General features: G+C 70.3%; 15 protein-coding genes. 3 read left to right on the top strand and 12 right to left on the bottom strand.

What is annotated here, in order from left to right; genetic code table 11:
- Positions 1-82: 82 nt before the first annotated feature.
- Positions 83-1,408 (top strand): hypothetical protein, encoded by a 1,326-nt coding sequence (locus ACFZB3_RS44045; protein WP_391388033.1) that lies wholly within the window; start codon positions 83-85, stop codon positions 1,406-1,408.
- A gap of 6 nt (positions 1,409-1,414) precedes the next feature.
- Here ACFZB3_RS44045 and ACFZB3_RS44040 read toward each other — a convergent pair whose 3' ends face one another.
- From ACFZB3_RS44040 to ACFZB3_RS44025, 4 genes are all read right to left on the bottom strand, one after another.
- Positions 1,415-2,245, bottom strand: a complete 831-nt coding sequence (locus ACFZB3_RS44040) for an intradiol ring-cleavage dioxygenase (RefSeq protein WP_391388030.1) — start codon at positions 2,243-2,245, stop codon at positions 1,415-1,417.
- A gap of 145 nt (positions 2,246-2,390) precedes the next feature.
- The gene (locus tag ACFZB3_RS44035) at positions 2,391-3,554 is read right to left on the bottom strand and encodes an aminotransferase class V-fold PLP-dependent enzyme (protein WP_391388027.1); all 1,164 of its coding nucleotides are present in this window, start codon (positions 3,552-3,554) and stop codon (positions 2,391-2,393) included.
- A gap of 180 nt (positions 3,555-3,734) precedes the next feature.
- A complete protein-coding gene (locus ACFZB3_RS44030; RefSeq protein ID WP_391388266.1) occupies positions 3,735-4,007 on the bottom strand; it encodes a DUF4190 domain-containing protein in 273 nt (90 codons plus the stop codon).
- A 35-nt stretch (positions 4,008-4,042) separates the two neighbouring features.
- Positions 4,043-4,210: a hypothetical protein gene (locus ACFZB3_RS44025; protein ID WP_391388024.1), complete on the bottom strand. Its 168-nt coding sequence runs from the start codon at positions 4,208-4,210 to the stop codon at positions 4,043-4,045.
- 120 nt (positions 4,211-4,330) lie between these two features.
- On the opposite strand from ACFZB3_RS44025, the gene ACFZB3_RS44020 reads away from it, so the two are divergent.
- Positions 4,331-4,978 carry a TetR family transcriptional regulator gene (locus tag ACFZB3_RS44020; RefSeq protein ID WP_391388022.1) on the top strand — a complete coding sequence of 216 codons (648 nt, stop codon included), beginning with the start codon at positions 4,331-4,333 and terminating at the stop codon, positions 4,976-4,978.
- 190 nt (positions 4,979-5,168) lie between these two features.
- On the opposite strand, the gene ACFZB3_RS44015 is transcribed toward ACFZB3_RS44020, so the two are convergent.
- Positions 5,169-5,549 (bottom strand): hypothetical protein, encoded by a 381-nt coding sequence (locus tag ACFZB3_RS44015; RefSeq protein WP_391388020.1) that lies wholly within the window; start codon positions 5,547-5,549, stop codon positions 5,169-5,171.
- Between the two features lie 227 nt (positions 5,550-5,776).
- Entirely contained in the window at positions 5,777-6,628 is an 852-nt protein-coding gene (locus ACFZB3_RS44010) for an acyl-CoA thioesterase domain-containing protein (protein WP_391388018.1), read from the bottom strand.
- 198 nt (positions 6,629-6,826) lie between these two features.
- Between ACFZB3_RS44010 and ACFZB3_RS44005 the strand changes: the two genes are divergently transcribed.
- The gene (locus tag ACFZB3_RS44005) at positions 6,827-8,056 is read left to right on the top strand and encodes an alpha/beta hydrolase-fold protein (RefSeq protein ID WP_391388015.1); all 1,230 of its coding nucleotides are present in this window, start codon (positions 6,827-6,829) and stop codon (positions 8,054-8,056) included.
- On the opposite strand, the gene ACFZB3_RS44000 is transcribed toward ACFZB3_RS44005, so the two are convergent.
- The 6 genes from ACFZB3_RS44000 to ACFZB3_RS43975 form a co-directional block, all read right to left on the bottom strand.
- Positions 7,965-8,624 (bottom strand): TRIC cation channel family protein, encoded by a 660-nt coding sequence (locus tag ACFZB3_RS44000; protein WP_391388012.1) that lies wholly within the window; start codon positions 8,622-8,624, stop codon positions 7,965-7,967. The two genes, ACFZB3_RS44005 and ACFZB3_RS44000, sit on opposite strands and share 92 nt — an antisense overlap.
- A 47-nt stretch (positions 8,625-8,671) precedes the next feature.
- Positions 8,672-10,072 carry a M1 family aminopeptidase gene (locus ACFZB3_RS43995; RefSeq protein ID WP_391388010.1) on the bottom strand — a complete coding sequence of 467 codons (1,401 nt, stop codon included), beginning with the start codon at positions 10,070-10,072 and terminating at the stop codon, positions 8,672-8,674.
- Positions 10,073-10,172: 100 nt separating this feature from the next.
- Positions 10,173-11,630, bottom strand: a complete 1,458-nt coding sequence (locus ACFZB3_RS43990; protein ID WP_391388007.1) for a dipeptide ABC transporter ATP-binding protein — start codon at positions 11,628-11,630, stop codon at positions 10,173-10,175.
- Positions 11,627-12,718 carry an oligopeptide/dipeptide ABC transporter ATP-binding protein gene (locus ACFZB3_RS43985; RefSeq protein WP_391388003.1) on the bottom strand — a complete coding sequence of 364 codons (1,092 nt, stop codon included), beginning with the start codon at positions 12,716-12,718 and terminating at the stop codon, positions 11,627-11,629. Before ACFZB3_RS43985 ends, ACFZB3_RS43990 begins: the two co-directional genes overlap by 4 nt.
- The gene (locus ACFZB3_RS43980) at positions 12,715-13,722 is read right to left on the bottom strand and encodes an ABC transporter permease subunit (protein ID WP_391388000.1); all 1,008 of its coding nucleotides are present in this window, start codon (positions 13,720-13,722) and stop codon (positions 12,715-12,717) included. Before ACFZB3_RS43980 ends, ACFZB3_RS43985 begins: the two co-directional genes overlap by 4 nt.
- 72 nt (positions 13,723-13,794) lie before the next feature.
- The gene (locus tag ACFZB3_RS43975) at positions 13,795-15,570 is read right to left on the bottom strand and encodes an ABC transporter substrate-binding protein (RefSeq protein WP_391387997.1); all 1,776 of its coding nucleotides are present in this window, start codon (positions 15,568-15,570) and stop codon (positions 13,795-13,797) included.
- Positions 15,571-15,598: the final 28 nt, after the last annotated feature.

The raw sequence follows: 15,598 nt of genomic DNA, 5'->3' as shown, positions 1-15,598 counted from the left end.
CTTCTTGCCAAGTGTGTCGACAGAGGGTTTGTATGGGCGTACTCGCAGAACCTGGAGGACCCGGAGAGCCTGGAGGACCCCGGTGCACAAACCCCCCGTCTTCACCCCGGAGGAGATCGCCCGCTTCCGCGCCGAGCTCGCCGCCCGGCGCGCGCCCGGTGCGCACGAGCCCGGCCGCTGGTCGGTGAGCCCGCTCAACCGCCGTACGGACGTGGTGGGTCCGCTGCCCGGGACGGTCCGGCTGCGGGACGCGACGCTGCGCTCCCTGGAGACCCTGCCGGGCGTCACGGCCACGGCCGCGGCGAAGCGGGAGTTCCTGCGGCGGGTGGTGGCGACCGGGGTGCCGGAGGTCGTCACCGCCGGGCCGGGCGGACGCGCCGAGGACGTGCTGAAGGCGGAGGTGGACCTGGTCAAGGGCGAGAACCCGGAGTGCCGGGTGATCTGCCCGCTGATGCGCTCGGCGGACGACGTCGACCGGGCCGCGCGGGCCGGTTACGACGCCGTGCAGGTGTGGGTGCAGGGCTTCGGCGAGACGGCACTGCTCTACCGGCCCGACGTGTACGCGGCCGCGTGGCGGGGCGAGGAATGGCGGACGCCGGACCTCCCGCGCGACCGGGCCGCCGTACTGGAGCGGGCGGCCCGTCTCGTCGGGTACGCCCGTGCGGCGGGCCTCGACGTGATCGCGCCGACGCTGATGGTGTCGTACCTGACGGAGGAGGACCACGCCGCGACCGTCGCCGCGCTCACCGCCGCCGGGGCCGGCGAGCTGACCCTCTTCGACGGGCCGGGCGCGCTGGGCCCCGAGGCGTTCGGTCATCTCGTGCGCCGGACCCGGGAGCTGGCCCCGGCGGTGACGGTGGGCGTGCATCCGCACAACACCTTCGGGCTGGCCGTCGGCTGCGCGGTCGCCGCCGTCCGGGCCGGTGCCGGCGCCGTCGAGCTGTCGGTCAACGGCTACTGCGGCGGTCCCGGCAACGCCGATCTCGCCGCCACCGCGCTGGCCTTCGAGGCCGTCTACGGCGTCCGCACCGGCATCCGCACCGAGACCCTCACCGAACTGGCCCGGCTCGGCGCGGAGCTGACGGGACACCGGACCGCCCGGAACCACCCGGTCACCGGCCCGGACGCCTTCTGCTGGGGCGGCCTGGACTTCATCACCCAGGAGACGGCGGTCGACCCGCTGCTGCACAACTGCGTGGAGCCGTCCCTGGTGGGCAACGAACGCCGGGTCCCGCTCACCCCGGACAGCGGGCCCTACACCCTGGCCGACCGGGCGGCAGCCCTCGGGATCGGGCTGCCGCCGGCCGCCCTGGACCAACTGCTCGCTCAGGTGCAGCAGTTGATGTCCCGGGAGAACCGCCTCGCCACCGACGAGGAGCTCCGGGCACTGGCCCGCGGACTGGGGTGAGCGGCCTCAGGAGGAGCTGACGCCCACGGTGAGCGTCGCCGCGTACCCGTCGGAGACGCTGTCGCCGAGCGCGGTCAGGGTCAGCAGGCCGGAGGAGGCACCGCCGTCGTCGTAGATGCCGTCGTCGTCGAGCTGGGTCTCCGTGGTGGTGTTGTCGGAGTACGGCGACAGCGCCTGGACCTCGGAGTTGATGTCCGGGTCGAAGAACAGCTGACCGGTGTGGATGATCGAGCCGCCGGTGTACGAGTCGTCGGTCAGCGTCACGTCCGTGTGCACCCGCATGTGGACGTGGACGGCGCGGCCGGTGTAGTGCCCCGGCCAGATCGAGGTGATGCTCACCTGGCCGTCGGAGTCGGTCATCTGACCGCCCCGCAGGAAGGTGCCGTCGTCGTCCTCGGTGTGGTGGTTGCCGCCGACGTAGCCGGAGTACTCGCCGAGGGCGTCGGCGTGCCAGATCTCGACCAGGGCGTTCTCCAGCGGCGCGCAGTCGTTCGCCTGGTCGACGACGGTGAAGGTGAACTGGACCTCGAAGCCGTCCTTGTCCTCCCGGATGTCCTCGCGCACGAGCGCACCGGCCAGCCAGTACGGGCCCTCGGTGACCTCTTCGGTGAGGGTGCAGACGTCGGCGGCGGCAGCGGCGGAGGTCGTGGTCCCGGTCGCCGTCTCGGCGGTGGCGGCCGAGGCCGAGGCGAGGCCTGCGGCCATCAGACCGCCGGCCGCGGCGATGGTGGCGCCGCCGATCAGCACGCGCCGCCGTTTCACGGTGTTGTCGACGGAGTCGGCTTCGTGGGAGACGGGCTCCGGAGTCTGCGCGGAGGCAGAAGTGTTGTCTGTCATGTCGGCAGACGCTAGAGACCGACCTGAGGCGAGCCATGGCCACGCACTGTGAGAACGCTGGAGCCAAACCCCCCAACTCGCCCCTTTCGGCGCCGAGTCGGTGCCAATTCCGCGTGTCGCGGAGGCCGCCGGGAACGGCCGGGGGTCAGCTGAGCCCGGCGGCCCTGGCCCGCTCCACCGCCGGGCCGATCGCCTTCCCGACCGCGTCGACGTCGGCCTGGGTGGAGGTGTGGCCGAGCGAGAAGCGCAGGGTGCCGCGGGCCAGGTCCGGGTCGGTGCCGGTGGCCAGCAGGACATGGCTCGGCTGGGCGACCCCGGCGGTGCACGCGGAGCCCGTCGAGCACTCGATGCCCTGGGCGTCGAGCAGCAGGAGCAGCGAGTCGCCCTCGCAGCCGGGGAAGGTGAAGTGCGCGTTGGCGGGGAGGCGGTCCACCGGGTCGCCGCCGAGGATCGCGTTCGGTACGGCCGTGCGGACGGCGTCGATCAGCGCGTCGCGCAGGGCGCCGATCTCCCGGGCGAACCACTCGCGGCGCTCGGCGGCGAGCCGCCCCGCCACCGCGAAGGAGGCGATCGCCGGGACGTCGAGGGTGCCGGAGCGCACGTGCCGCTCCTGGCCGCCGCCGTGCAGGACGGGGACGGGGCTGTACTCACGGCCGAGGAGCAGGGCGCCGATGCCGTACGGGCCGCCGACCTTGTGGCCGGAGACGGTCATCGCGGCGAGGCCGGAGGCGCCGAAGTCCACCGGGACCTGGCCGAAGGCCTGGACCGCGTCGGCGTGCAGCGGGATGCCGAATTCGTTGGCGACGGCGGCGAGTTCGCGGACCGGCAGGACCGTGCCGATCTCGTTGTTGGCCCACATGACGGTGGCGAGCGCCACGTCGTCGGGGTTGCGTTCGACCGCCTCGCGCAGCGCCTCGGGGTGGACCCGGCCGTAGGTGTCGACGGGGAGGTACTCCACCGTGGCGCCCTCGTGTTCGCCGAGCCAGTGGACGGCGTCCAGGACCGCGTGGTGCTCGACGGGGCTGGCGAGGATCCGGGTGCGGGCCGGGTCGGCGTCGCGGCGGGACCAGTAGAGGCCCTTGACCGCGAGGTTGTCGGCCTCGGTGCCGCCGGAGGTGAGGACGACCTCGCTGGGGCGGGCGCCGAGCGCTTCCGCGAGGGTCTCCCTGGATTCCTCGACCGCGCGGCGGGCCTTGCGGCCGGAGGCGTGCAGGGAGGACGCGTTGCCGGTGACGGCGAGGGCGGCGGTGAGGGCTTCTACCGCCTCGGGGAGCATCGGGGTCGTGGCGGCGTGGTCGAGGTAGGCCATGATGACGTCGATTCTACGGGGGGCGGGGTGCGGGTCGCCCAGCCGCCGTAGGTGACCTGTGCCGGTGTGCGGGTGCCGGTGGGGGGTGGCTGGTCGCGCCCACGCGGCGGAGCCGCAAATTCAACACAGCCCCGCGCCCCTGACGGGGCGCTGCCCCTGAGGGCGCCTTCAAGGATCCGCTTACAGGCTCCAGGACACCGTGTTCGAGGCCTCCATCGCGATGGCCAGGACCGCGAGGTCGGCCACGCCCAGGGCCAGGCCCAGGTATGCGCGGCCCTTGCGGGCCGTGCCGCGCCACAGGGCGACCAGGGCCAGGATGATCGCGATCGGGCCCAGGAACAGGTTCAGGACCAGGAGGCCGAGCAGGCCCAGGATGAAGGACGCCACGGCCATGCCGTCGGCGTCCCGGGTGGGGTTCTGGGGGCGGGGGGTGGCGGGGGCGGTGAGTTGCATCATGCTCAGCTCCTGAAGTGAGCGGGGACGGAAGGTCAGTTGGCGGAGATCTGGCGGCGGCGGGCGAGGCGCTCGCGGAGTGCGAAGACGGCCAGCCAGACGACGATCACGGCGGCGAGGCCTGCGGTGACGTCGAGCGGGGCGTGGGCGACGGTGCCCAGCACCACGCCGAGCAGCATGAGTGCGGCGACGAGGAACAGCATGGGGTCGATCCCCCTCCGTTACATTTGGGTGAACGGTTGTAGTAACAGTTGTTCACTGACTTTGAGTCTAGCAACTCGCGCGGCTTTTCAATTCCGGAGAACAGTTGTTAACTGGATGACATGAGTCACACCCTCGGCATCCGACAGGCCCAGAAGCAGAAGACCCGCCAGGCCTTCCTGGACGCGGCGCTCGCCCTGCTGGAGGAGCAGAGCCTGAGCAGCCTGGGCCTGCGCGAGGTCACCCGGGCCGTGGGCGTCGCCCCGACCGCCTTCTACCGGCACTTCCGCTCCACCGCCGACCTCGGCGTCGCCCTCGTCGACGAGGCGCTGGGCAGCCTGCATCCGATGGTCCGCACCACGGTCGCCACGGCCGGCGCGGAGCGCATCACCCGGGCCGTGCAGCTGATCGCCGACCACGTCTCGGCGCACCCGGCGCACGTCCGGTTCATCGCCCGGGAGCGGCACGGCGGGGTGCAGCCGGTGCGGGAGGCGATCCGGGCCCAGCTCGCCCGGTTCGCCGAGGAGGTCAGGACCGAGCTGGCCAAGGACCCGGAGGCGAAGGGCTGGAGCGACGACGACCTGCTGATGCTGGCCCACCTCTACGTGGACCAGATGCTCATCACCGCCTCCCTGTTCCTGGAGACCCTGGAGTCCCCCGAGCCCTCGGACTCCCCGGAGCCCTCGGAGGCGGAGCGGCAGCGTGTCGTCCAGGTCGCCACCCGGCAGATGCGTCTGATCAGCCTGGGCCGCCAGCACTGGCTGGACTGAGCGAGTCAGCCCACTCCGGTACGGCAGCGCCCCCGAGGGGCGCGGGGAACTGCGCGACCAGCCACGACGGTGCCGCAGTCGCCCGACGGCACAGCGCGACACTTCCAGAGCGGCACTTGGCCGGCAACACAAAGGGGCGGCGCGCCCGTTCGCCGGACGCGCCACCCCTGTCGTAAGGCCCCTGCAATCGTCAGCTCTTCGTCGCCTGCGCGGTCGGCGCCCCGCTCGGCGCCGCACCGCCGGCGCCGGGACCGCCCTGGCCGCCGCCGCAGCCGCCGCCCATGCCGCCGCCGGGGCCGCCCTGGCCGCCGGCGCCGGGGCCGCCGCTGGGCATGCCGGAGGCGTTGCCGGTCGGGGCACCCGTCGGGGCGCCGCTCGGGGCGCCCGAGGCGTTGCCGGTCGGGGCGCCGCTCGGGCGGCCCGAGGCGTTGCCGGTGGGCTGCTGACAGCTCTGCTGGCCGGAGTTGGAGCTGCCGGACGACGACGAGTCGCCCGAGCCGCCGCACGCGGTCAGCAGCAGCGGGGACAGCGCGAGCAGAGCCACGGCGGGGACGAGACGTACACGCTTCATGAGAGACAACTCCATTGAGGATGAGGGAGTCCTGAGGAGTGGCACTCAATCAACGGTGCTTAAGGCGTTCTTGGGCCCGCACTGTTCGCCGCCTGTCAAGGAGGTAAAGCGCTCCCCAAGAGGCGGCGCTGACCTGGCAGTTCGCTCCGGGGCGGCGCCTACTCGCTGGTACACGCCCGTGACAGAACGGGGTTCCGGCCGTCGAAACCGGGACGCACCGGCCGGGTTCAGCCGAGGCGGACCCGGGCCAGCTGGCGGGACTGGGCCACCAGGCGGTCCGCGCTGTCCCAGACCTCGGCGTCCTCCTCCAGGAAGCCGCCGGCCAGGTTGCGGGTGGTGATGGAGACGCGCAGCGGGCCGGGGGCGGGGCGGTGGCGGACGTGGACGGTGAGTTCGACCGTGGGGACCCAGCCCTTGAGGCCGATCTCGAACGCGGTGGGCGGCAGCGCGTCCACCGCGAGGAGGAGGGAGAGCGGGTCGGCGTCCCGGCCGTCCGCGAGGCCGAACCAGGAGCGCATCTCGCCCTTGCCGGAGGGCGCGCCGAGGGCCCAGCCGAGGGTGGCCGGGTCCAGCTTGAGCATCAGGCGCTCGGTGATGGCGGAGCTGCCGTCGACCGGGGCCGGGCCGTCCTCGGGGCCGAAGCAGTGCTCCATGGGCGGGAAGGCGGGCGGGGTCGCCGTCGTACGGACGTCGTCGGGGAGGGCGGTGAGGTCGCCGTAGGAGGCGAGGACGCGGATGCGTTCGACCTCGTTGCCCTCGTCGTCGTACTGGAAGAGCGAGGCCTGGCCGGTGGAGAGGGTCCGGCCGGTGCGGACGATGTCCGTGCGGATCACGGCCGGGCCCGGCTGGGAGGCGGTCAGGTAGTGCGCGGAGACGGTGAACGGGTCCGGGTGCGGCAGCGTGTCCGCGAGCGCCCGGCCGAGCACGGCGAGGAGGTAGCCGCCGTTCACGGCGCTGATGATGGTCCAGCCGGCCGAGAGGTCGATGTCGTAGACGCCGGGAGCGCGCCGGGTGACCGCGGTGTCGCGGTCGAACTCGCTGTCGCCGATCACGGCCCGCGTGGATGCTGCTTCAGGCATGCCTGAACAGTACAAGAGTCGATTACTAAGCGGTAGCTTTTGTGATCCACGCACCACCGGTCCGACCACTGCCCGGTCGGCGTCCCACCGGCGTCCCACCGGTAAGGGATCCCCCCGCCGAGTGAGGTTCCGGCAATTTCTAGGTAAGTGTCCGGACACGTCCGTAACCCGGAGCCCGCAATTCCCCTCTATGGGGACATGAGCCTCACCGGGACTCCGTTCCTCTACACGACCGTCGTGCTGTCCGTGGTCGCCCTCATACTGCCGCTCGTCCTGTGGTCGAGGATGCGCGGGCCCAAGGCCGTGCGTGCCGCGGCCCGGGTCCTGATGCTGCTGTTCGCTCAGGCCACCGCGGTGACGCTGATCTTCGTGCTGGTCAACAACGAGAACAACCTGTACGACAACTGGGCCGACCTCCTCGGTACCGGCGACCACGTCCAGCAGGCCGCGAACCTCGGCCAGGACGGTACGGGCGGCATAGCGCTGAAACGGTTGCCCAAGGTGAAGCAGACCTTCACGGCGGCCGACGGGCCGGGCATGCGGGCGGCGGGCGGGGTCGAGGTCACCCAGCTCAAGGGCCGGGTCTCGGGGGTCAACGCCGAGGTCTACGTCTGGCTGCCGCCCCAGTACCACGAGGCGAAGTACCGCAACCACCGCTTCCCGGTCGTGGAGCTGCTGCCGGGCTACCCCGGCTCGGCCAAGGCCTGGTTCGGTTCGCTGAAGGTGACCGAGCAGCTGGAGCCGCTGATGAGAAGCGGCAGAGTCGCGCCCTTCATCCTGGTCGCGCCGCGCACCAACCTGCTGGCCGGGGTGGACACCGGCTGCGCCAACATCCCGGGCACGGTCAACGCGGACAGCTGGCTCAGCATCGACGTGCCGAAGATGGTGACCGACAACTTCCGCGCCGCGGCCGCCCCCGCCAACTGGGCCGTGGCCGGTTACTCGGCGGGCGCGCACTGCGCGGTCAAGCTGGCCGTCGCCCACCCGGACCGCTACCGGGCCGCGGTCAGCCTGTCCGGCTACAACGACCCGATCGGCGAACGCAACTCGCTCGCCGCGCAGAGCGTGACCCTGCGCGAGCAGAACAACCCCTACCTGCTGCTGCGGAAGGCGGCCGCCCCGCCCCGCATCGCGCTCTACATCTCCGGCGAGTCCGGCGACGGCTACCAGGCCGGAGTCGCGCTCGAACAGATCGCCAAGGCTCCGACCACCGTGCACGTGGTGTACCTGCCGCGCAGCGCGGGCGGTCACAACATGGCGCTGTGGCGGCCGCAGGTGCCGACGGTCTTCGAGTGGCTCACGCTCAACATGGGCCAGAGCCGTGCCGGGGCCGGGGCTACTCCTCGCGAACCGTCGAACGCCGGTTCCACGCACGCGGCGCTCGCCAGTGGTAGCGCATCGCGAGCAGGCGCAGTACGAAAGCGGTGACGACCGCGAGCCCGCTGGTGAACGGGGTCAACGCCTCGTAATGGATGCACAGCACCACCGTCGTCGCCCCGACGATCGCCGGGACCGCGTACAGGTCGCGGTCCCAGCGCAGCAGCGAGGGAACCTCGTTGGCGAGCACGTCCCGGAGCACGCCGCCGCCGACCGCGGTGGCGAGCCCCAGGGCTGCGGAGGCGGTGAGGTTGAGGCCGTAGGAGTACGCCTTCGTCGTGCCGCTGACGGCGAACAGGCCGAGGCCGGCCGCGTCGAAGACCAGGACCGACGACTGGATCCGCTCGACGTGCGGATGCAGGAAGAACACCACCAGGGCGGCGATCAGCGGGGTGACGAAGTACCCGAGGTCCGTGAAGGCGGCCGGGGGTACCGCCCCGATGATCACGTCCCGGAAGATCCCTCCGCCCAGCGCGGTGACCTCGGCCATCACCCCGATGCCGAAGAGGTCGAAGTTCTTGCGGACGGCCAGCAGCGCGCCGGAGATCGCGAAGACGAAGATGCCGATCACATCGAGCGTGTGCTGGACGGAGGGAGAGAAGAGTTGCTGGAGCTGCACCCTGACATTGTCACCTGTCAGGGTGCATGAACCTTACAAAGCCAGGCCTACTGGGCGGGCAGGGCGGGTTTCCCTGTGCTGAAGAGCCACGTCTGGAACAGGTCGTCCAGCTGCTGCCCGCTGATCTTCTCCGCGAGGCGGATGAAGTCGGCGGTGTCGGCGTTGCCGTAGCGGTGCAGCTTCGTCCAGGCCGGGAGCAGCTTGAAGAACGCCGTGTCGCCGATGCGCTCGCGCAGCATCTGCAGGGTCATCGCGCCGCGCTGGTAGACGGCGGAGGCGAACATGGTGTCGCGCTGCGGGTCGGCGACGGTGATCTGCCAGAAGGGGTTGTCGGCGGCGCGGGCGTTGTAGCCGGCGAGGAAGGAGTCGTGCGCGGAGCGGGTCCCCTGGTGCTCCGCCCACAGCCACTGGGCGTAGGTGGCGAAGCCCTCGTTGAGCCAGATGTCCTTCCACTGCGCCACGCTCACCGAGTCGCCGAACCACTGGTGGGCCAGCTCGTGCACGATCGTCGACTCGTTGCGCACCGCCGAGTACGCCGGCTTGCTCTGCACCTCCAGCGAGAACCCGGCCTCCGGCATGTCGTCGACGATGGCCCCGGTCTCCTCGAAGGGATAGGGGCCGAAGAGCTGCGACCAGTAGTCGGTGGCGGCGGCGGTGACGGCGTACACGTCGACGTTGTTGCTGTTCGCGAGGACCGGGTCGATGGCGACGTAGATGGGGATCCCGGAGGGGGTCTTCCCGGTCCGCACGTCGAACTTCCCGATGGTGGCGGTGGCCAGGTAGGTCGCCATCGGCCTCGACTCGCGCCAGTGCGCGTACGTCGAGCCGCCCTTGTCGTACGTCGAGACCAGCCGGCCGTTGGAGACACCGGTCAGACCCTCGGGCGCCTTGATCCGGATGTCGTAGGTGGCCTTGTCGGAGGGGTGGTCGCTGGACGGGAACCAGGTGGAGGCCGCGTTGGGCTCGCAGGCGACGAAGACGCCGTCGGCGGTCTTCATCCAGCCGTAGTCCGAGCCGAACACGATGGGGCCGTTGAGGGGCACGGGTATCCCGCCGTAGGTGACCACGACGGTGAATTCGCGGCCCTTGCGGAGCGCGTCCCGCGGGGTGACGGTGATCTCGTCGCCGGTGCGCGTGAACTCGGCACGCCTGCCGTTCACTTCGACCTTGGTGACCTCCAGTTTCTGCAGGTCGAGGTCGAAGGCGGAGAGGTTCTGGGTGGCGCGGGCGGTGAGGGTGGTACGGCCGTCCAGGCGGCCGGTGTCCGGGGCGTAGGCCACGTCCAGGTCGTAGTGGCGGGCGTCGAAGCCGCCGTTGCCGAGCTGCGGGAAGTAGGGGTCGCCGGTGCCGTCGGCGCCCGGGGTGGGGGCAGGGGCGGCGGCTAAGACGAAGGAGGCGGCCGCCGCGGTTGCGACAGCCGCCAGACGTGCCGAACGGGAGAGGCGCATGGGTCGTCCCTTTCGAGCGTGCCGATCAGTAGACGGACACGGTCGACTCTGCGCTCTCCCGTTCGGGCATGTACATGACTTTGCAAAGTCGTGTCATGGGCTACTTGCCGGTTGGCTCCTGTGACTCCTGTGCCTTGCCTGTGGCGTCACCGGCCGCGGACTCCTCGGCGGCCGCCGCCGCGGGCTTCTCCGCGGCTTCGGCCTCGGGCTCCTCGGTCGCTTCGGCCTCGGCCGCAGGCTTCTCCGCGACTTCGGCCGCAGGCTCCTCGGCGACTTCGGCCGCAGGCTCCTCGGCAGCTTCGGCTTCGGCTTCGGCTTCGGCTTCGGCTTCGGCTTCGGGAGCGTCCGTCGTCGCGGTCTCCGTGGCCTCGGCCTGCTCGGCCTGCTCGGCCTGCTCGGCCTGCTCGGCCTGCTTCGGCGACTCCTCCAGGACCGCCTCGCCCACCAGCTCCGAGGCCTCCTTCGCCGCGGTCAGCAGGACCGTGTCCTGCGGGGCCTGGTCGGCGAAGTTCTCCGGGTGGTGGCACGCCACCCGCTGGCCCGGGCGGAGTTCGAGGAGCGGCGGCTCCGTCGTCCGGCAGATCTCCGTCGCCTTCCAGCACCGGGTGTGGAAGCGGCAGCCGGACGGCGGGGCGATCGGCGACGGCACGTCACCGCGGAGCAGGATGCGCTCGCTCTTCTGCCCGCGGCGCTTCGGGTCCGGCACCGGCACGGCCGACATCAGGGCCTTGGTGTACGGGTGCATCGGCGACTCGTACAGCTTGGTGCTGTCGGCGAGTTCGACGATCTTGCCGAGGTACATCACCGCGACCCGGTCCGAGACGTGCCGGACGACGGAGAGGTCGTGGGCGATGATCACGTAGGTGAGGCCCAGCTCCTCCTGGAGGTCGTCCATGAGGTTGACGACCTGCGCCTGGATCGACACGTCCAGCGCGGAGACGGGCTCGTCGGCCACCACCAGCTTCGGCTTCAGGGCGAGCGCGCGGGCGATGCCGATGCGCTGGCGCTGACCGCCGGAGAACTCGTGCGGGTAGCGGTTGTAGTGCTCGGGGCTCAGGCCCACCAGCTCCAGGAGGCGCTGGACCTCCTTCTTCACCCCGCCCTCCGGCTCGACGCCCTGCAGCCGGAACGGCGCGGAGACGATCGAGCCGATGGTGTGCCGGGGGTTCAGGGAGCCGTACGGGTCCTGGAAGATCATCTGGATGTCGCGGCGCAGCGGGCGCATCTTCGAGGTGGACAGGTGCGTGATGTCCTGGCCCTCGAAGGTGACCTTGCCGCCGGTCGGGTCCTGGAGGCGGGTGATGACCCGGCCCATGGTCGACTTGCCGCAGCCCGACTCGCCGACGACGCCGAGGGTTTCGCCCTTGCGGACCTCGAAGTCGATGCCGTCGACGGCCTTCACCGCGCCGACCTGGCGCTGCAGGATGCCCTTCTTGATCGGGAAGTGCTTCTCCAGGCCCTCGACCTTCAGCAGCACCTCCCGGTCCGCGGAGGCCTTCCCGGAAGCCGACGCCTGCTGCGGGATGACGGCGTCATCGGATTTCTTCGTGTCGCTCACAGCTTCGGCGCAATCTCTTCGGTCCAGATCCGCGTGCGGTCCTCGGCCGAGAGGTGGCAGGCGGACCAGTGGCCGCCGTCGACCTGCTGCAGCTCGGGGCGGACCGTGCGGGTGACGTTCCCCTTGGGGAGGTCCGCGTACGGGCAGCGCGGGTGGAAGGCGCAGCCCGAGGGGACGTTGATGAGGCTCGGCGGCTGGCCCTTGACCGGGATGAGCCGGTCGGAGGTCTCCCGGTCGATGCGCGGCATCGAACCCAGCAGGCCCCAGGTGTACGGGTGCTGCGGCTTCTCGAAGATCTCGTCGACCGGGCCGCGCTCCACGCACCGGCCGCCGTACATCACCAGGACGTCGTCGGCGATCTCGGCCACCACACCCAGGTCGTGGGTGATGAGGATGACCGCGGAGCCGAACTCCTTCTGGAGGTCGCGGATCAGGTCGAGGATCTGCGCCTGGACGGTGACGTCGAGGGCCGTGGTCGGCTCGTCCGCGATGAGCAGCTCGGGGTTGTTGACCAGCGCCATGGCGATCATGGCGCGCTGGCGCATACCGCCGGAGAACTCGTGCGGGTAGCCGTCGACGCGCTTGGCGGGCTCGGGGATGCCGACGCGGTCGAGCATCTCGATGGCGCGGGTGCGGGCGACCTTCTTGCTGACGTTGTGGTGGACCCGGTACGCCTCGACGATCTGGTCGCCGACCTTGTAGTACGGGTGCATCGCGGACAGCGGGTCCTGGAAGATCATCGCCATCTCACGGCCGCGGAGCCGGCGCACCTCGTCCGGGGACGCGCTCACCAGCTCCTTGCCGCCGAGCCAGATCTCGCCGGACATCCGCACGTTCTTGCCGCGGGCGCCGAGCCGGTGCAGGCCCATGATGGCCAGCGAGGTGACGGACTTGCCGGAGCCGGACTCGCCGACGATGGAGAGGGTCTTGCCCTTCTCCAGCGAGAAGCTGAGGCCGTCGACGGACTTGACGATGCCGTCGTCCGTCGGGAAGTGCACCTTGAGGTCGCGGACTTCGAGGAAGGCGTCGGACGGGGCGGCCGGCGTGGGCTCGCCCACGGCGGCGCCGGTCTTGGAGAGTTCGGTCACGAGAGCCTCACCCGCGGGTCGGCGGCCGCGTAGAGCAGGTCCACCAGGAGATTTGCGATCACGACGAAGAAGGCGGCGAGCAGGGTCACGCCGAGGATCGGGGGCAGGTCGTTGTCGTCGATGGCCTGCACCGCGTACTGGCCGATGCCGTGCAGCGAGAACACGGTCTCGGTGATCACCGCGCCGCCGAGCAGCAGACCGAGGTCCATGCCGAAGACGGTGATGATCGGGGTGAGCGCGGCGCGCAGTCCGTGCCGGACGACGACCTTGCGCTCGCGCAAGCCCTTGGCGCGGGCCGTGCGGATGTAGTCCTCGTTCATCGTCTCCAGCATGCCCGAGCGGGTGAGCCGCGCGTAGATGGCCGAATACAGGAGCGCGAGCGAGCACCAGGCGGGGATCAGGGTGTTGGCCCATTGCGCCGGGTTCTCGGTGAGCGGGACGTACGTTCGGCCGAAGATCGGCCATTGGTAGGTGAAGAGCAGGATCGCCAGGTTGCCCGTGAAGAACATGGGCAGCGAGACGCCGGCGAGGGCCACACCCATGAAGGTGCGGTCGAAGAAGGAGCGGGGCTTCAGCGCGGAGATCACGCCGATCGCCACGCCGGAGACCAGCCACAGCACGGCCGCGCCGAGGGCCAGCGACAGGGTCACCGGCATCCGGGAGGTCAGCTGCGGCCAGACCGCCTGGTGGGTCTTGAAGGAGTAGCCGAAGCACGGTGCGTCACAGTGCACCGTGGTGGGGCCCAGGTCATAGGTGGCGCCGGAGACGATCCCCTTGATGAAGTGCCAGTACTGGACGTAGACGGGCTGGTCCAGACCGAGGTTGTGCTTGACCGCGGCGATGTCCGCCTTCGACGGGCTCTTGCCGATGTACTGCTGCGCCAGCTGATCAGCGGTCTGCCCGGCGAGTCGCGGCAGCACGAAGAAGATGGCGAAGGTGACCGCGGAGACGACCAGCAGCAGGATCACCGCTGCGAGCGTCCGACGGAGGATGTACGAGATCACGGGGATCGGCGCTGGTGCCCGCGGGCCTCTCGGCCCGCGGGCACCAATGCCTTCACCTGCCTTCCGGGGCTGCTACTTCGACGCTACGCCGATGTTGAGGTAGTCGTACTGACCGCTGAAGGCCGCCGTGGAAACCAGGTTGGTGAAGGTGGTCGGGCGGGCCAGCAGGACCTTGAAGTAGGTCAGCGGCACGAGGGCGGCGTCGTCCATGGTCTGCTTGTCGATCTGCGTGTAGATGCTGTTGCGCTCGGTGGTGTCCTGGGTACCGATCGCCTTCGCCAGCAGGTCGTTGACCGTCTTGTTGTCGTACTGCGACAGGTTGGTGTTACCGGACTGGCTGATCGCCTGGCCGTTCAGGATCTGCTGCAGGAAGCCGTAGCCGGAGGGCCAGTCGGCACCCCACTGCATCATCATCAGGCCGACGTTCTGCTTGTTGGCGAAGTTCGGCACACCCGCGTAGTCGGTGAAGTACTTGCCCGACGGGTACTGCTTGAGGGTGGCGTTGATGCCGACGGCCTTCAGCGAGTTGATGATCGCCGTGGCGGCGTCGATCTCCTGCGGGCGGTCCGAGCGGGCCGTGATGTTGGTGTTGATCGACGTCTTGCCGCAGGCCTTCAGCTGCGCCTTGGCCTTGGTCACGTCACCCTTGTTGCCGGTGGTGGCGTAGACGTCCGACTTGGTGTAGCCCGGGATGTCCGGGGGCAGCACCGTGGTGGCGACGTCACCGCGGATCGGGCCGCCCTCGGCGGTCTGCACCGAGACCTTGTCGATCGCGTACTCGACGGCCTTGCGGCAGGCGACGTTGTCGAACGGCTTCAGCTTGGTGTTGATCGCCATGTAGACCAGACGGCCACCGTAGGTGTTGTCCGTGTTGGCCTTCTTGCTGGCGTCGGTGAGCACCTGGGCCTGCGTGGCGGCCTGGACACCCGTGCCGCCGAGGTCGATCGCGTCGCCGGCCTCGACGTCCTTGTCGATCGTCTCGGCGTTGACCTTCAGGTTGACGACGATCTTGTCCGGCAGCTGCTTGCGCAGCGGGTCGGTCTTCGGGTCCCAGTTCTTGTTGCGGACCAGCACGGCCTGCTTGCCGTCCTGGTAGCTCTGGAACTGGTACGAGCCCGAGGACACGATGTTCTTGACGTAGTCGACGCCGGTGTCCTTGGCCTGCGGGACCGGGGCCGTCTGCGGGGCCGAGACCAGGTAGTCGAACTCCTGGAAGGCCTGCTTCAGGTGGAAGACGATCGTGGTGTCGTCCGGGGTCTCGATGGACGCCAGGCCCTTGGCGCTCTTGTCCTTGTAGGGGCCCTTGTACTTGTCGCCGCCGACCAGGAACTGCTGGAAGTAGTTCGGGCCGAGGGAGAGCACGTCACGCGCGAAGTTGGAGCGCTCGACGGCGTACTTGACGTCCTTGGACGTGATGACCGTGCCGTCCTGGTACTTCACGCCCGAACGCAGCTTGTACGTCCAGGTCTTGCCGCCGTCGCTCGGGACGCCCTTGCTCGCGGCGAGGTCCGGGACCAGGGTGTTGCCCTTGGAGCCGGGGCCGGGCTCGAACGTCATCAGCGGGCGGGCGTACAGCCGGCTGAAGTTGTACATGTACGCGTAGTACGTGTTACCGGGGTCGAACGAGTCCGGGACGTCGGACAGTTCGTAGGTGACCGTCCCGCCCTTCTTGTCGGACGCGTTGACGACACCCTTGGTAGCCGCGTTGGCCGCGGCGGAGCTGCCGCCACCGTTGCCGTCCTTGTTGTCATCGGCCTTGCTGCACCCTGCAACCAGCAGGGTGGCGGAGCCGATGGCCGCGATCGCGGCCAGCGCTGACCTTCGCATGATGGGCGGGTTCCCCTCCATTGTCGGAAACTTTTCGGGCTCTCGGTGG

It is taken from the genome of Streptomyces sp. NPDC008092, assembly GCF_042957285.1.
Classification (GTDB): domain Bacteria; phylum Actinomycetota; class Actinomycetes; order Streptomycetales; family Streptomycetaceae; genus Streptomyces.
This window is presented reverse-complemented; position numbering and strand designations above follow the sequence as displayed.

Bases quoted from the DNA above. Each gene is read 5' to 3' on its own strand.
- ACFZB3_RS44040 (WP_391388030.1), bottom strand. From the start codon at position 2,245: ATGACAGACAACACTTCTGCCTCCGCGCAGACTCCGGAGCCCGTCTCC.
- ACFZB3_RS44035 (WP_391388027.1), bottom strand. From the start codon at position 3,554: ATGGCCTACCTCGACCACGCCGCCACGACCCCGATGCTCCCCGAGGCG.
- ACFZB3_RS44030 (WP_391388266.1), bottom strand. From the start codon at position 4,007: ATGCAACTCACCGCCCCCGCCACCCCCCGCCCCCAGAACCCCACCCGG.
- ACFZB3_RS44025 (WP_391388024.1), bottom strand. From the start codon at position 4,210: ATGCTGTTCCTCGTCGCCGCACTCATGCTGCTCGGCGTGGTGCTGGGC.
- ACFZB3_RS44020 (WP_391388022.1), top strand. From the start codon at position 4,331: ATGAGTCACACCCTCGGCATCCGACAGGCCCAGAAGCAGAAGACCCGC.
- ACFZB3_RS44015 (WP_391388020.1), bottom strand. From the start codon at position 5,549: ATGAAGCGTGTACGTCTCGTCCCCGCCGTGGCTCTGCTCGCGCTGTCC.
- ACFZB3_RS44010 (WP_391388018.1), bottom strand. From the start codon at position 6,628: ATGCCTGAAGCAGCATCCACGCGGGCCGTGATCGGCGACAGCGAGTTC.
- ACFZB3_RS44005 (WP_391388015.1), top strand. From the start codon at position 6,827: ATGAGCCTCACCGGGACTCCGTTCCTCTACACGACCGTCGTGCTGTCC.
- ACFZB3_RS43995 (WP_391388010.1), bottom strand. From the start codon at position 10,072: ATGCGCCTCTCCCGTTCGGCACGTCTGGCGGCTGTCGCAACCGCGGCG.
- ACFZB3_RS43975 (WP_391387997.1), bottom strand. From the start codon at position 15,570: ATGGAGGGGAACCCGCCCATCATGCGAAGGTCAGCGCTGGCCGCGATC.